The following is a 14963-nucleotide window of genomic DNA, read 5'->3' as shown; positions in this document are numbered from 1 at the left end:
CGATATCAACGAAAAGTCTATCGGATAGACGCTTATTGTCCTGCACCCCGTCAGGGAAAGGCCGCAGTGAGAGCGAGGCCTTTTGTCAGAGCAATAAGCGATGACTCGATTAAGCGCAAACGGTCGTTGGGTAGAAACCGTTATCGCTTGTCCGAAATAGCGACTTATTGCCGTAGAAATAGCTAACGAAACATGTCGCTATCGCGTAAACAGCGATGTGGCAACTAACGATGTGTGTTATTGAGCGCTTGAGGCTTCTAATGCACCAGATGCACCAGAAGAGACCGCAAGGCTGTTTTCTAGCGAATACTCGGTCGTAAAGGTCTCATTTGGAAATAAATACTCAGCTTCAGTCAGCACCTGTATGGCTCGACTGCTATCCCCAATGGCGTAATACGCTAAAATCAAATTTTGATAAAACGCCGGTCGTGGCTTACGTTTTATGATGTCGACAGACCAATCAATATACGGCTGAATGTGTTGCGGTTGCTGGCTACTTAAGCCTATTTTTAGGTAGGTGCTGTACACGTCCCAATCATATCGGTCTTTCCACACGACAGGGTTACTCACTTGCTGAAGAATATCAGGGTCAGTTGGTGTGGTTTGTTCAAACTTAGTCAGCACATAGTTCGTGTGCAGGGCCGCTCCCATATAAAGTGTTGTTACAATTGGAATAACAAGCGACATAACACGCAGCAAGGTTTTTGTGATGCGAGAGAATGACGTTTGTTTGAGCTGTGAACCTCGTTGATCCACCCAGTAGATAAGCACGATAAACGTTATCCAGTGAATCAAAGAGTGATAGAAAGGGTATTCAAGCTGAGTGTGCAGCACCAGAGGAATAAACAGAGCGAAGATCGCCAGTCGGGTTCCTGGCTTAGAGGTATAGATGCGGCTCAAGACAAACCCCGCCGCCAATAAAATGCCCAGAATCGTGACGACGCCCCCCTCAACTCCCCAGTAAAGCAGCTCATTATGTGGGTGATCGAGCGCAGGGAGACCTGGCTCAAATCGGTCATTAAGTTGGTGCTGGCGCGCGGTATACAGCATGTATTGTGACTCAAACTTACCCAGCCCATACCCTGTAAACGGTTTTTCAATCAACATATCAATGGATTGACTAAATAGCGTAGGACGGATGTCGTGCAGTTGAGCTTTGTCTTCCACAAGCGCTTGATTGCCATGACCAGAAAATAGTAACAACAGACCTAGTGCGACACCGGTTAAATTCGCGAGAGTCCAACCTCGAAAACGTTTACGAGTCGAATGGCGATATAAATAAGGGACTAAGAAAAGAGCGCCAATACTAGCGCCTAACCAGCCCGTTCTAGACGCTAACGAAATGATTAAGGGAATCAGAATAATCGGTGTGACGTACAATAATGAAACGTCACTAATACGGCGATGGTACTTGTGTTTTTGACGAGCTAATAGATACCCTGATATGACCAATCCAGTGGCAAGGAAGCTGGCCATGACATTGGGTTGCTGAAAGATGCCATAAGGGCGATTCAGCTCGGTGTTGTAGCCGAAAATATTGTCACTTGGTAAGCAAAAAAGTTGGATGTAGCCAACGAGTGCTTCAATAAGGCAGGCGAGAACCACTAACCAAAGCAGGCGCTGCTTCTGTTTATTAGTGAATTGGAATTGTTGAAGTAATACAAAAAATAAAAAGCCGCCCCACAGAGTAATGAAGCGTGGTAGCACATTGGTAAAATCTGGTTGGCTATAAATCAGCGGTAGGGTTAAAAACACGCACGACGCCAGCAAGCCAATGGTAAGTTTGCTAAATCGTAAGTATTGGTTGCTGCCCATTTGGTATAAACCGATGGCAAACGCCAGACTAAATGCTATCCACGTCGTATTGTTAAACGACAGCGCCAGGCCGACTCCACCTGGGTTAGGCCAGAAAAAATGCATGGCGACGAGATAGAGTAGTGCCATCACTGTAAGGAACTTTCGGTTTAACGGTGGACGTGTGCGGCTTGCGCCTAACTCAGTGCCATTAATTAATGTGGTTGCCATCGTTGATGCTGTTTCACTATATCTAAGGGAAAATGAGTACCTCATTGAATGGGCACCCAAGGTAATGGGGACTAATTTACCTTTTTAGCACAGTTTTTAATAACTAACCTAGCTTTAAACCCGCAACTTTGCTTCCAAGAAGTCATGAGATTTCTTAGAAGCAAAGTTGATCGCAAGTATGATGGTTAAGTGCGTGGAGTAAGTTTACCGTTTTGCCTTTTCCGTCAGCATTGGCTTTAAGAATCTTGCCGTATGTGACCCGTCGACTTGCGCCACCGCTTCTGGCGTGCCCTCGGCAATAATTTCACCGCCACCTTGACCGCCCTCTGGTCCTAAATCAATCACCCAGTCTGCTGTTTTGACGACATCTAAGTTATGCTCAATCACCACCACGCTGTTGCCATGATCACGTAGGCGGTGCAGAACAGAAAGTAGTAATTCAATATCATGGAAGTGCAGACCTGTTGTTGGTTCATCCAAGATATAGAGTGTTTTGCCAGTATCGCGTTTAGAAAGCTCACGAGCCAGTTTGACACGTTGTGCTTCACCGCCTGACAGCGTTGTCGCCGCTTGGCCTAGGCGAATGTAAGACAACCCAACATCCATCAGTGTTTGCAACTTTCGTGCGATAACAGGCACAGGATCAAAGTAAGCGCGAGCATCTTCGACGGTCATTTGTAGTACTTCGTCTATCGTCTTGCCTTTGTAGCGGATCTCGAGTGTTTCACGGTTATAACGCTTACCTTTACAAACATCACAAGGGACATAAACATCGGGTAGGAAGTGCATTTCAACTTTAATGACCCCATCCCCTTGGCACGCTTCACAACGCCCCCCTCTGACGTTAAAACTAAAGCGACCTGGCTTATAGCCACGAGAGCGAGACTCTTGAGTTCCCGCGAAAAGCTCACGAATAGGCGTAAATATGCCAGTATACGTTGCCGGGTTAGAGCGTGGCGTTCGGCCTATTGGGCTTTGGTCGATATCGATAACTTTATCAAAGTGCTCCAAGCCTTCGATCTTCTTGTAAGGCGATGGCTCTGCGGTCGTCGCTCCGTTAAGTTGCGTATGAGCAATCTTAAAGAAGGTGTCATTGATAAGGGTGGATTTCCCCGAACCTGATACACCAGTAATACAGGTGAATAAGCCAACAGGGATAGTTAAATCCACATTCTTCAGGTTGTTGCCCGTCGCACCGGATAAGGTGACGACTTTTTTAGGGTCAACAGGCGTGCGTTGCTTTGGTATTGATATTTCGCGCTTACCACTTAGATATTGCCCAGTTAACGATGCCTCGGATGCCAGAATGTCATCAATTGTTCCTTCTGCAACAATTGATCCACCGTGTACGCCAGCGCCAGGGCCAATATCGATGACATGGTCAGCGGTACGAATGGCATCTTCATCATGCTCAACAACTAGTACGGTGTTGCCTAAATCTCGTAAGTGGATCAGGGTATCGAGCAAGCGCTCATTGTCTCGTTGGTGAAGACCAATAGACGGTTCATCCAGTACGTACATCACACCAACAAGTCCTGCACCGATTTGGCTAGCGAGTCGAATTCGCTGCGCTTCACCACCGGATAATGTCTCGGCACTGCGTGATAAATTCAAGTAATTGAGGCCGACATTAATTAAGAACTGAAGTCGGTCATTGATCTCTTTCATCACTTTATCAGCGATCTGTGCACGTTGACCTTCTAAGGTTAATGAGCGGAAAAACTCCATAGAATCGCTGATGCTCATTTCGACAATTTCAGGCAACGTCGTGTCTTGGATAAAGACATTTCGAGCTTCTTCTTTTAAGCGAGTACCGCCACAAGATGAGCAGGATTTAGTGGAAATATACTTGGTCAGATCTTCACGAACCGAGTTTGATTCAGTGTCACGGTAGCGACGCTCAAGGGTATTAAGGATCCCTTCAAACGGGTGGCGCTTAACTCGGATATCGCCACGGTCGTTGACATAATTAAATTCAATTTCGGTTCGGCCAGAGCCTTTTAATACCACATCCTTAATTTTCTTGGGTAAGGATTTGAAGGGTGCGAACAGGTCAAAATCGTAATGTTTGGCCAGCGACGATAGCATTTGGAAATAATAGTAGTTCTTTTGATCCCAGCCTCGTATTGCCCCTTCGGCAATACTGATGGTTTCATCTTGAATCACGCGAGCAGGGTCAAAGTACTGCTGTACGCCCAGCCCATCACAAGTGTGGCAGGCTCCGGCTGGGTTATTGAAAGAAAACAGTCGCGGCTCGAGTTCTTGCAGACTATAGCCACAATAAGGGCAGGCAAAGTTAGCCGAGAATATAATGTCTTCTTTTTCGGAGTCATCCATCCAACCCACCGCGACAATGCCACCAGAGAGTTCTAATGCCGTTTCAAAGGACTCTGCCAGTCTTTGTTGCAGGTTATCACGTACTTTAAAGCGATCGACGACCACTTCAATGGTGTGTTTTTTATGTAATTCGAGCGTTGGTGGATCGGAAAGATCGCAAGTCTCGCCATCGATCCTTGCGCGAATAAAGCCCTGTGCGGCGAGGTTCTCTAGCGTTTTGACGTGCTCCCCTTTTCGTTCTTTCACGATAGGGGCAAGCAACATCATTTTAGAGCCTTCCGGCAGCTCAAGAACTTTATCGACCATTTGGCTAACGGTTTGCGCGGCCAATGGAGTTTTGTGCTCGGGACAGCGAGGTTCACCGACACGTGCGTATAGAAGACGCAGGTAATCGTAGACTTCAGTAATGGTGCCGACGGTTGAGCGTGGGTTATGAGAGGTGGATTTTTGCTCAATGGAAATTGCTGGCGATAGCCCTTCAATATGGTCGACGTCAGGTTTTTCCATTAAAGATAAGAACTGTCTCGCGTAAGCCGATAATGACTCCACATAGCGCCTTTGCCCTTCTGCATACAGGGTGTCGAATGCTAGCGATGACTTACCCGAGCCAGAAAGACCGGTAATCACGGTGAGTTTATCGCGAGGAATCGTCAGGCTGACGTTTTTTAGGTTATGGGTACGAGCACCCCTAACTTCGATCTTATCCATTGTTGCCACTCATGTAATACGTAGTGCGATAAGTATTACATAGTGTGAAGTTTGTGCAAAGAAATACTGGATAAAAAAACAGGTTTATTTGGTGGGAAGAGGGGGGAATAAAAACGCCACCTTCATAACGGAAAGTGGCGTTAATAGCGAGCGAACGCCGAGTCTAATTAGGCTTTTTTAGTTGCGTGTTTGCCTAGCTCTGAGGTTTTTTCGTCTTTTAGATATAGGTTTTCGAAGCAGTAATTTGTTGCTTCAATGTAGCCTTCGACGCTACCACAATCAAAGCGTTGGCCTTTGAATTTGTAGGCAAGGACGCAGCCGGATTTTGCTTGCTTTAGTAGTGCATCGGTAATTTGAATTTCACCGCCTTTACCTGGTTCTGTTTGCTCGATCAGCTCAAAGATATCTGGAGTAAGGATATAGCGACCAATGATGGCAAGATTGCTAGGTGCGGTACCCGCCTCAGGTTTTTCAACCATGTCGTCAACGCGGAATAGATCGTCTTTGATCATTTCGCCAGAAATGACGCCGTATTTGTGTGTTTCATTTTCTGGGACTTCTTGAACAGCAACAATTGAACAGCGGAACTGTTTGTACAGGGCGACCATTTGCGCCAGTACCCCTTGCGCTTCGTTGACGCAAAGATCATCGGCTAGCACGACTGCAAAAGGTTCATCGCCGATGAGCTCACGGCCTGTTAGGATAGCATGACCTAGGCCTTTCATTTCACGTTGGCGAACATAGGTAAATTGCGCAGAATCGATGATATCGCGGATCTCAACCAGCAGCTCTTCTTTGTTGGTGCCGCTAATCTGATGTTCTAGCTCATAGTTTTTATCAAAGTGATCCATGATCGAGTGTTTACCACGACCCGTCACAATGCACATTCCATCCATACCTGCTTGAATCGCTTCTTCGACACCGTATTCAATAAGTGGCTTGTTCACCACTGGCATCATCTCTTTTGGCATTGACTTTGTTGCTGGAAGAAAACGAGTTCCGTACCCAGCAGCTGGGAATAGGCACTTTTTAATCATGATAAAACCCTTTATCTCTATAGTCTTTAGTTAGCGTTACTGACGAATATTCTGTCGCTAGTCTACCGCTAATTAAATTCAGATAACAGCCTTATCCTAAGTTGGGCGGGTGAGGCATTCATGATTGATTTTTCAATGTTTTGTGGTAAGTCTAGTTTTATTCGTTAAGAGAGTAAGTGTTGGTTGGCCCATGCAATAGCTTGTAAGCGGTTTTTAACTGATAGCTTTCTAAATATCTGATAAAGATGTGATTTTACGGTGGATTCGGTAATGAATAGATCCTCAGCCATTTGCATATTGGTTGCCCCAGATTGAAGACTGCGCAGGATATCAATTTCGCGAGCGGTTAGGTCAACCACTGCTGGAGACGTATTGGCGGACACGACGTGTCGATAGTGATGTAATAATTGACTCGAGACATCCCGAGGTAACCAGTTTTTGCCATTAATGATTTCATCAAAGCCTTTGACGATCTTCTCTGGTGATTCATGGCTATAGAATAAGCCTTTAATGTTGCCGTAGCGCAGGATGGTTTCCGTGGTGAGTCTATGCGGAACGTTGATTAAAATGGTTTCAAAGTGCTTACTCACTAAAGGGAGGTTGAGTACTTGCTGGAAGATGTCTAGCGAGGCGTGGTAATCAAACAATAATATTCGGTTACGTACTTTGTCTCTCGCCACCATCAGGGCTTCGGGTTGAATAACATCGATGGCATTGATACTTAACTTGGAAAGTTGTTCCACAAGAGGATCGGGCGAACTCGTGCTTAGTGCCACATGCTGAATGATGCGTTTGTAGCTATTTTTTCTCATAAGAATGACTTAGTCCGATTGTTTTTATGCATGCTGACGAGTATCGGAGCAAGGTTCTAGACCGGAAGGATACATTTGAGACTCAGTTAAAAAATCTAAGTAATTGATATAAATCTTATGTTGTCGGTGATGGTGGTCAGTTCAAGAATTAGAGCTTGATCCCTATCATTGGATTGATTCATTAAGCGCTGTTGTCGAAATGAAGTATCGTGTTATCCTATTGTGCTAAATTTAAAATATCTATTGTGGTTACGGAGCAAAACATGGCAAGCCGTGGAGTAAACAAAGTCATTCTAGTGGGTAACTTAGGTAACGACCCAGAAATTCGTTACATGCCAAACGGTGGTGCGGTAGCGAATATCACAATCGCAACGTCAGAATCTTGGCGAGATAAAGCAACGGGTGAACAGCGTGAAAAAACTGAGTGGCATCGTGTTGCTTTGTTTGGAAAGCTGGCTGAAGTTGCTGGTGAATATTTGCGTAAAGGCTCTCAAGTTTATATTGAAGGTCAACTACAGACTCGTAAATGGCAAGATCAAAGTGGTCAAGACCGTTATACAACAGAAGTGGTTGTACAAGGCTTTAATGGCGTGATGCAAATGCTTGGTGGTCGTCAAGGTGGCGGTGCTCCAATGCAGCAAGGCGGCATGAACCAAGGTGGTATGCAGCAGCAATCTCAACAGCCTCAGCAAGGTTGGGGTCAGCCACAACAGCCGGTTCAGCAGCAGTCTGCTCCACAGCAGCCAGCACAGCAAAAACCTGCGCAACAACAGCCACAGTACAATGAACCGCCAATGGATTTTGATGACGATATCCCGTTCTAAATCGGCCGTTCTTGTGAGTAGATATTCTACTTGCTGCTCGAATTGAAAAAACCGCGAGTAATCGCGGTTTTTTTCGTTTATTAGAGTTAGAGCAACTATTAGAGTCTGGGCATTGGATGAAGCTTAACCCTGTTGAGTAAATTTGATATAACAATCAGTTAGCGCACTCAGTTGTTTATCCGTGTGACAAAGTGATGATTGATGGATAACGCGCATATTTCTCTTATGATTAAGAGAAGATAAATGGGTCAAAAAGGACTTGAACATTTATGAGACAAACTCCCACCCTTAAATTAAGCACTCGCTTGGTTGCCTTTGTGACCGTGATTGTACTCAGTGCGGTTTTTATTTTGTTTGTCGGTGGCACATTGTCGATAAAAAAAATGGGACAAGAGTACCTTAACCACCATCTGTCGGGCATTGTTAAAGTTATTGATAAAGAACTTGAAGATCCTGATGCGGCTTATATGATGCAACGTTGGATGCCAAAAATGTTGCAGGCAAGCAACATTATTGAGATGCAGCTTTCTTCATCTGCCGGTGTGGTTTACCGCTACAAAAATACCTCTCCCATGATTGATCGCACGATCATCTATCAAAGAACCTACACCTTAGAACGCAATGATGGCTACACCATTAGTTTTACCGCTCTGCCTCCTTACCTTGGTGTTCGTTATTCCTTAGAGGCGATGTGGTCGGTGACGTTAGCATTTGGGTTGATAGTCTTTTGTTTAATGCAAGGTGTGAAGTGGCTACGGCTACAGCTGATCGGTTCAGAGTTGCTTGAAGAGCGTGGTCGAATGATCTTAGGGGGTCGCGTTGAGCAATACGCGAAGGGAGACTTACGCGAATGGCCGTATACCGCGAGTGAAGCTCTCGATATTCTGATCGAAGAATTGCAAGATGCTAGGCAAGAGCGCAGTCGCTTTGATACGTTTATTCGTACTCAAACTTTCCTCGACCCTTTGACAGGCAGCGCAAACCGAATGCTTTTCGACAGCAAGCTTGAGTCAGCTCTGTTAGAAAGTGGCGCACAAGGTGGCGTGATGCTGTTTCGTATCGAGGATTGGGATCAGGTGACTGAGCACAACAGTAAGGCGGTTTCTGATGACTTCTTAATTGAGGTCGGTGAGGTACTGTCTAATGCGGTACAAAAATACCCTGATGCCATTTTCTCTCGTTATTTTGATGCCGATTTTGCGGTATTTATCCCCCATCAAAGTGCAAAAGATGTCGCTACGCTTGCTAATCAGTGTTTACGTCAGTTAGCCAAGGTGACGCCACCTCTTCCTCTGGATGAAGACAATTGGTGTCACATCGGGGTCAGCATGTATGCTGAGTCTGAGCGCCAAGGCCGAATCATGGAAGAGGCTGAAACGGCACTGAAAAGCGCTCAGCTGCAGAAGGCGAACAACTGGAGCCGCTACAGTAAACAAACACAAACGATGGATGAGCGTGGCAGTGTGCGCTGGCGAACTTTGTTTGATAAAGCCCTGTTGCCTGAAAATCTACTGATCTTTTCTCAGCCTTGTTATCTCTATGAAAAGGGGAAAGATCTACAAGTTCTGCACCGTGAGTTATTTGCTCGAATTGAAGATCCTGAGCGTGGCGTGGTGAAAGCTTCCCGTTTTCATTCCGCGCTTATTCAAGTGGGCTATGAGTCCAACTTGGATCGTTCAGTCTTGAACAAAGTGATTCGTAACATTAAGCAAGGAAAGGCAATATTACCAATTTCGATCAATTTGTATGTGGTGCCATTTGCTCATAAACGTCATTTTAAATGGTTTAGAGATGAGCTGCTTCAGTTACCTATTGCGCAGAGACAACAGTTGGCGTTTGAGTTTTCTGAAGCACGAGTCATCCAACATTTGGATTATATTCGCCCGGTGATTAGGATGCTGTCAGGGTTAGGTTGTACCGTGATTATTGGTCAAGCAGGGCGCTCGATTGTTAGTACTCATTACATTAAAGACCTTAAAGTCGACTACTTAAAACTACACCGCAGCTTGATTAAGAAAATCGATCAAAGAGATGAGAACCAACTGTTTGTCCGTAGTATGGTTGGTGCTTGTGGTGATTCGACAACTAAGGTTATTGCTGTTGGCGTAGAAACGAAAAAAGAATGGCATACCTTGATTGACCTTGGCGTAAGTGGTGGTCAAGGCCGTTATTTTGCCCCTGAAGTTCAATTGCTACCGGAAGCAAGTAAGAGAATAGCGGCAATTAAACCGGGTCGACGAAACCGCTGGCGAAAGACCTAACGACGTTGCGTTGTTAATGATGTGTGTGGAATATTTGCTTTCTGAATGAACGCGCCCCTTTTTTGAGGGCGCTTGTCCAATCTATAGTGTTCACATGTGAACACACCGTGATGAATCCGGTGCGTACTCTCCGTGCGATTCTATCCCCGCTTTGCCCATATGCGCTATTTCTTGCATTGTAGGAAAATCATTGTTCACTTACAACGCCATGTCTTTTTCACAATAAACTGGCCTGTCTAGTGGTGAATTATTGTCAATTTTTTGCGTTAAGTAAGGAAACTGTAAGAAAATGAGGTTTTCAGCCCATGTTTCTGCTCCAATGCCTTGCTGATATGGCAAGGCATTGGTACATTTAGTGCAATTTTTGTCTTCTCATTCTTGCAGGACGAGCGAAGAATATGTTTAAAAAACTGCGTGGCATGTTTTCTAACGACCTATCGATAGATCTAGGTACTGCCAACACACTGATTTATGTAAAAGGCCAAGGTATCGTCCTAGACGAGCCTTCTGTAGTTGCTATCCGTCAAGATCGTGCGGGTTCGGCGAAAAGCGTGGCAGCAGTAGGACATGCTGCTAAGCAAATGCTAGGTCGTACTCCGGGTAACATTTCGGCAATTCGTCCAATGAAAGATGGCGTGATCGCTGACTTTTATGTGACTGAAAAAATGCTTCAGCACTTTATTAAGCAAGTGCATGACAATAGCGTATTAAAACCAAGCCCACGTGTGTTGGTTTGTGTTCCTTGTGGCTCTACTCAAGTAGAGCGTCGTGCGATTCGTGAGTCAGCACTAGGTGCTGGTGCTCGTGAAGTGTATTTGATCGATGAACCAATGGCAGCTGCGATTGGTGCGGGTCTTCGTGTATCAGAACCAACGGGTTCGATGGTTATTGATATCGGTGGCGGTACAACTGAAGTGGCGGTGATTTCACTTAACGGTGTGGTTTATTCTTCATCTGTGCGTATCGGTGGTGACCGTTTCGATGAAGCGATTATCAATTATGTCCGTCGTAACTACGGTAGCTTAATTGGTGAAGCGACGGCTGAAAAAATTAAGCATGAGATTGGTTCTGCTTATCCGGGTGATACGGTTGAAGAAATTGAAGTTCGTGGGCGTAACCTTGCTGAAGGTGTGCCACGTAGCTTCAGCCTAAACTCCAATGAGATTCTAGAGGCGCTTCAAGAGCCACTAACTGGTATCGTTTCTGCGGTAATGGTTGCGCTAGAGCAATGTCCACCGGAGCTTGCGTCTGACATCTCTGAGAACGGTATGGTATTAACGGGTGGTGGTGCACTACTTCGCGATCTCGATCGTTTGATTACAGAAGAAACTGGTATTCCAGTGGTGATCGCTGAAGACCCACTAACGTGTGTGGCTCGTGGCGGCGGTAAAGCATTAGAAATGATCGACATGCACGGTGGCGATCTGTTTACTGAAGAATAATGGTTTCACTCTGGTTTTAGTGTGGCACTGAAACCAGAGTCCACATTAGGATAATGAGTACATGAAACCAATATTTGGTCGAGGTCCTTCCTTACAACTTCGCCTATTTCTTGCGGTATCTCTATCAGCTGGCTTAATGCTGGCTGATAGTCGTTTAGATACATTCTCTAATTTCCGTTACTTACTCAATAGTGCCGTCGCGCCCATTCAGTACGCTGCTAACTTGCCTCGAAGCATGTTTGATGGTGTCTATGAGCGATTTAACACACGGCAGGGTCTAGCAGAGCAAAACATTAACCTTAAGCGCGAAGTCTTACGTTTAAAGAGTGATTTGATTTTGTTGGATCAATATCGCGAAGAAAACCAACGATTTCGCGAGTTATTGGGATCATCGTTTGTCCGAGATGAAAAGAAGGTTGTGACTGAGGTCATGGCAGTAGACACCTCTCCTTATCGTCACCAGGTCGTGATTGATAAAGGCAGAATTGATGGTGTTTACGAAGGGCAGCCAGTGATCAATGAAAACGGTATTGTTGGGCAAGTGACATTTGTAGGCGCCCACAACAGCCGAATTATGTTGCTCACGGATTCAAATAGTGCAATTCCTGTTCAGGTTATCCGTAACGATATTCGTGTGATCGCATCCGGCAATGGTGCAATTGATGAAATCCAACTAGAACACATACCAACCAGTACTGACATTCAGCAAGATGACTTGCTTGTGACGTCGGGGTTAGGTGGCATTTACCCAGAAGGTTATCCTGTGGCGCATGTTAAGCAAGTGCAGCGCGATAATCGTAGAGAGTTTGCTAGCATCATCGCAGAACCTGTGGTTGATTTTGACCGTTTGCGTTACTTATTGTTGATTTGGCCTAACCAAGACAGGCAGCAGCAAGAAGTTGAAGCGACGCTGAATGCGCAATAAGAGACAGATATAGACTATGACTAATCGTGGATTCCGCAGTCAGCTAGTAATTGGATTTTCATTGCTGGTGGCGCTTACCCTACAAACGATACCTTGGCCGGGCGTACTCGATTTTATTCGACCGTCATGGCTGCTATTAGTGATGTGTTATTGGGTGCTCGCATTACCGCATCGCGTCAATGTGGGTACTGCGTTGTTTGTTGGATTAGTGTGGGACCTACTTGTGGGGTCTACACTTGGTATTCGTGGCATGATGATGTCCATCATTGTTTATGTGGTGGCACTCAATTTTCTTGTTTTAAGAAACATGGCGCTGTGGCAGCAGGCGACAGTGATCGGTTTGCTGTCCATGGGGCTAGAGGTTGCAATCTTTTTCGGTGAGTATTTGATCCAAGACGTGACTTTTAATCCGATGTCGCTGTGGAGTGGGTTGATTAACTGTATACTTTGGCCATGGATGTTTATGTTGCTGCGTCGTATTAGAAGGCATTGGCATGTCAGGTAACCGAGAAGAACATAACGCAATGAAGCATAAGATCGTATTAGCCTCAACCTCGCCGCGACGTAAAGAATTGCTTAACCAGTTGGGTTATGAATTTTCGACCGTTAGTCCTGATATTGAAGAGTTAAAAGGCGAGCAAGAGAGCGCTGAAGCATATGTGGAGCGCTTGTCGCTTGAAAAAGCACTGGCTGGACTAAAGGCAATTGAAGATGGCAGTGATGGGGCCGTCGTGATTGGCTCTGATACGGTTGTTGTCCAAAATGGCAAGGTTTTAGAAAAGCCAGTTGATTTTGATGATGCGCAACGGATGTTGCAATTATTGGCGAATGATCAGCACCAAGTGATGACAGCAGTAAGTGTTGTATCTACTGATAAGCAAGCATCTGTCGTTGTGAAGACGGATGTTTGGTTTAAACCACTAACTGAAAATGAAATACAACAATACTGGTTAAGTGGTGAGCCACAAGATAAAGCTGGCAGTTATGGAATTCAAGGACTCGGAGGGCGTTTTGTCTCTCGTATCGAAGGAAGCTACTACGCGGTAGTAGGATTGCCACTCTATGAAACTGACCAGCTCTTGCAAGAATTTATAAATAATTAAAAATTGAGGTGCGCTCATGAGTGCAGAGCTGTTGATAAATGTGACTCCAAGTGAAACAAGAGTTGCAATGATTGAAGGTGGAATTCTTCAGGAAGTTCACATTGAGCGTGAAGCGAAACGTGGCATTGTGGGTAATATCTATAAAGGGAAAGTCAGCCGAGTATTGCCGGGGATGCAAGCTGCTTTTGTGGACATAGGTTTAGAGAAAGCCGCGTTTTTACACGCTTCAGATATTGTACCGCATACCGAGTGTGTGGCAGAAAATGAAAAGAAGCAGTTTCAGGTTAGAGATATTTCTGAACTGGTTCGTCAAGGACAAGACATTGTCGTTCAGGTGGTGAAAGACCCACTTGGCACTAAGGGTGCTCGTTTAACCACGGACATCACCTTACCCTCTCGTTATCTCGTCTTTATGCCCGGCGCAAGCCATGTCGGTGTTTCTCAGCGCATTGAAAGTGAAAAAGAAAGAAATCGACTCAAGCGAGTGGTGGCGGACTACTGTGATGAGAATGGCGGTTTTATTATTCGTACCGCAGCGGAAGGGGCGAATGAAACAGAATTAGCGCAAGATGCTCAGTTTCTTAAACGCTTGTGGCTTAAAATCAATGAGCGACGAACTAAGTATAAAACACGCTCTACCTTATATGGTGAGCTTGGTTTAGCGCACCGAATTCTGCGTGATTTTGTGGGTACTGAATTGACCCGAATTCAAGTGGACTCTCGTTTGGTTTATGAGAGTCTGAAAGAGTTTACCCGCGAATTTGTGCCAGAGTTGGAGTGCCTACTAGAGCTCTATGAAGGTGATAAGCCGATCTTTGATATGTACGACACGGAAAATGAGATTCAACGTTCTCTAGAGCGAAAAGTGAACCTCAAATCCGGTGGTTATCTGATTATTGATCAAACGGAAGCGATGACAACGGTTGATATTAATACTGGCGCGTTTGTTGGGCGCAGAAACTTAGAAGACACCATATTCAATACCAATGTAGAGGCAACTCAAGCGATTGCTCGGCAATTAAGGCTGCGCAATCTAGGCGGTATTATCATTATTGATTTTATCGACATGACGATTGAGGAGCATCGCCAGCGAGTATTAGCCTCGCTTGATGCCGCGTTAGCTAAGGATCGAGTCAAAACCAATATCAATGGTTTTACTCAGCTTGGTTTGGTCGAGATGACACGTAAAAGAACACGTGAAAGTATTGAACATGTTCTCTGTAGTGGTTGTCCAACTTGTGAAAGCCGTGGTTCGGTGAAGACAGTAGAAACGGTATGTTATGAGATCCTTCGTGAGATTACTCGTGTTAACCGAGCCTATGACGCAGACAAGTTTGTTGCTTATGCGTCTCCTGCTGTTGCCGAAGCGCTAGAAGGCGATGAGTCTCATGCGTTGGCTGAGCTTGAAGTCTTTATTGGTAAACAGGTTCGTATTCAAGCGGAACCTTTGTATATTCAAGAACAATTTGATGTTGTTATGATGTGATGA

The 14963-nt window shown here is 45.3% G+C and carries 11 protein-coding genes; 7 read left to right on the top strand and 4 right to left on the bottom strand.

The window, feature by feature from the left end; genetic code table 11:
* Nucleotides 1-237: 237 nt before the first annotated feature.
* The 4 genes from L4D74_RS16215 to L4D74_RS16200 form a co-directional block, all read right to left on the bottom strand.
* Nucleotides 238-2025, bottom strand: a complete 1788-nt coding sequence (locus L4D74_RS16215) for a PglL family O-oligosaccharyltransferase (RefSeq protein WP_428753298.1) — start codon at nt 2023-2025, stop codon at nt 238-240.
* Nucleotides 2026-2229: 204 nt separating this feature from the next.
* Nucleotides 2230-5070 (bottom strand): excinuclease ABC subunit UvrA, encoded by a 2841-nt coding sequence (uvrA, locus tag L4D74_RS16210; protein WP_428753296.1) that lies wholly within the window; start codon nt 5068-5070, stop codon nt 2230-2232.
* 167 nt (nt 5071-5237) lie between these two features.
* The gene (gene galU / locus L4D74_RS16205; protein WP_428753294.1) at nt 5238-6107 is read right to left on the bottom strand and encodes a UTP--glucose-1-phosphate uridylyltransferase GalU; all 870 of its coding nucleotides are present in this window, start codon (nt 6105-6107) and stop codon (nt 5238-5240) included.
* Nucleotides 6108-6271: 164 nt separating this feature from the next.
* Nucleotides 6272-6919: a LuxR C-terminal-related transcriptional regulator gene (locus tag L4D74_RS16200; protein ID WP_265676275.1), complete on the bottom strand. Its 648-nt coding sequence runs from the start codon at nt 6917-6919 to the stop codon at nt 6272-6274.
* A gap of 263 nt (nt 6920-7182) precedes the next feature.
* Here L4D74_RS16200 and L4D74_RS16195 point away from each other — a divergent pair, with 263 nt between their 5' ends.
* The 7 genes from L4D74_RS16195 to rng all read left to right on the top strand — a co-directional run bounded on the left by L4D74_RS16195 (nt 7183) and on the right by rng (nt 14960).
* Entirely contained in the window at nt 7183-7743 is a 561-nt protein-coding gene (locus L4D74_RS16195) for a single-stranded DNA-binding protein (protein WP_428753292.1), read from the top strand.
* A 269-nt stretch (nt 7744-8012) separates the two neighbouring features.
* Complete coding sequence (gene csrD, locus L4D74_RS16190; RefSeq protein ID WP_428753291.1) at nt 8013-10004, top strand: RNase E specificity factor CsrD; 1992 nt, start codon at nt 8013-8015, stop codon at nt 10002-10004.
* Between the two features lie 398 nt (nt 10005-10402).
* Complete coding sequence (locus L4D74_RS16185) at nt 10403-11446, top strand: rod shape-determining protein (RefSeq protein ID WP_250617449.1); 1044 nt, start codon at nt 10403-10405, stop codon at nt 11444-11446.
* A 61-nt stretch (nt 11447-11507) separates the two neighbouring features.
* Nucleotides 11508-12371 carry a rod shape-determining protein MreC gene (gene mreC / locus L4D74_RS16180; RefSeq protein ID WP_428753289.1) on the top strand — a complete coding sequence of 288 codons (864 nt, stop codon included), beginning with the start codon at nt 11508-11510 and terminating at the stop codon, nt 12369-12371.
* A gap of 16 nt (nt 12372-12387) precedes the next feature.
* Nucleotides 12388-12876: a rod shape-determining protein MreD gene (gene mreD, locus L4D74_RS16175; protein WP_428753287.1), complete on the top strand. Its 489-nt coding sequence runs from the start codon at nt 12388-12390 to the stop codon at nt 12874-12876.
* Nucleotides 12866-13474 carry a Maf family protein gene (locus tag L4D74_RS16170; RefSeq protein WP_428753286.1) on the top strand — a complete coding sequence of 203 codons (609 nt, stop codon included), beginning with the start codon at nt 12866-12868 and terminating at the stop codon, nt 13472-13474. Before mreD ends, L4D74_RS16170 begins: the two co-directional genes overlap by 11 nt.
* A 16-nt stretch (nt 13475-13490) precedes the next feature.
* The gene (gene rng, locus L4D74_RS16165; RefSeq protein WP_428753284.1) at nt 13491-14960 is read left to right on the top strand and encodes a ribonuclease G; all 1470 of its coding nucleotides are present in this window, start codon (nt 13491-13493) and stop codon (nt 14958-14960) included.
* Nucleotides 14961-14963 lie beyond the last annotated feature (3 nt).

The sequence above is a fragment of the Vibrio cionasavignyae genome (assembly GCF_050337155.1).
In the GTDB taxonomy this organism is placed as follows: domain Bacteria; phylum Pseudomonadota; class Gammaproteobacteria; order Enterobacterales; family Vibrionaceae; genus Vibrio; species Vibrio nomapromontoriensis.
The sequence above is the reverse complement of the archived record's forward strand: the minus strand, read 5'-3'. Positions and strand labels throughout refer to the sequence as shown.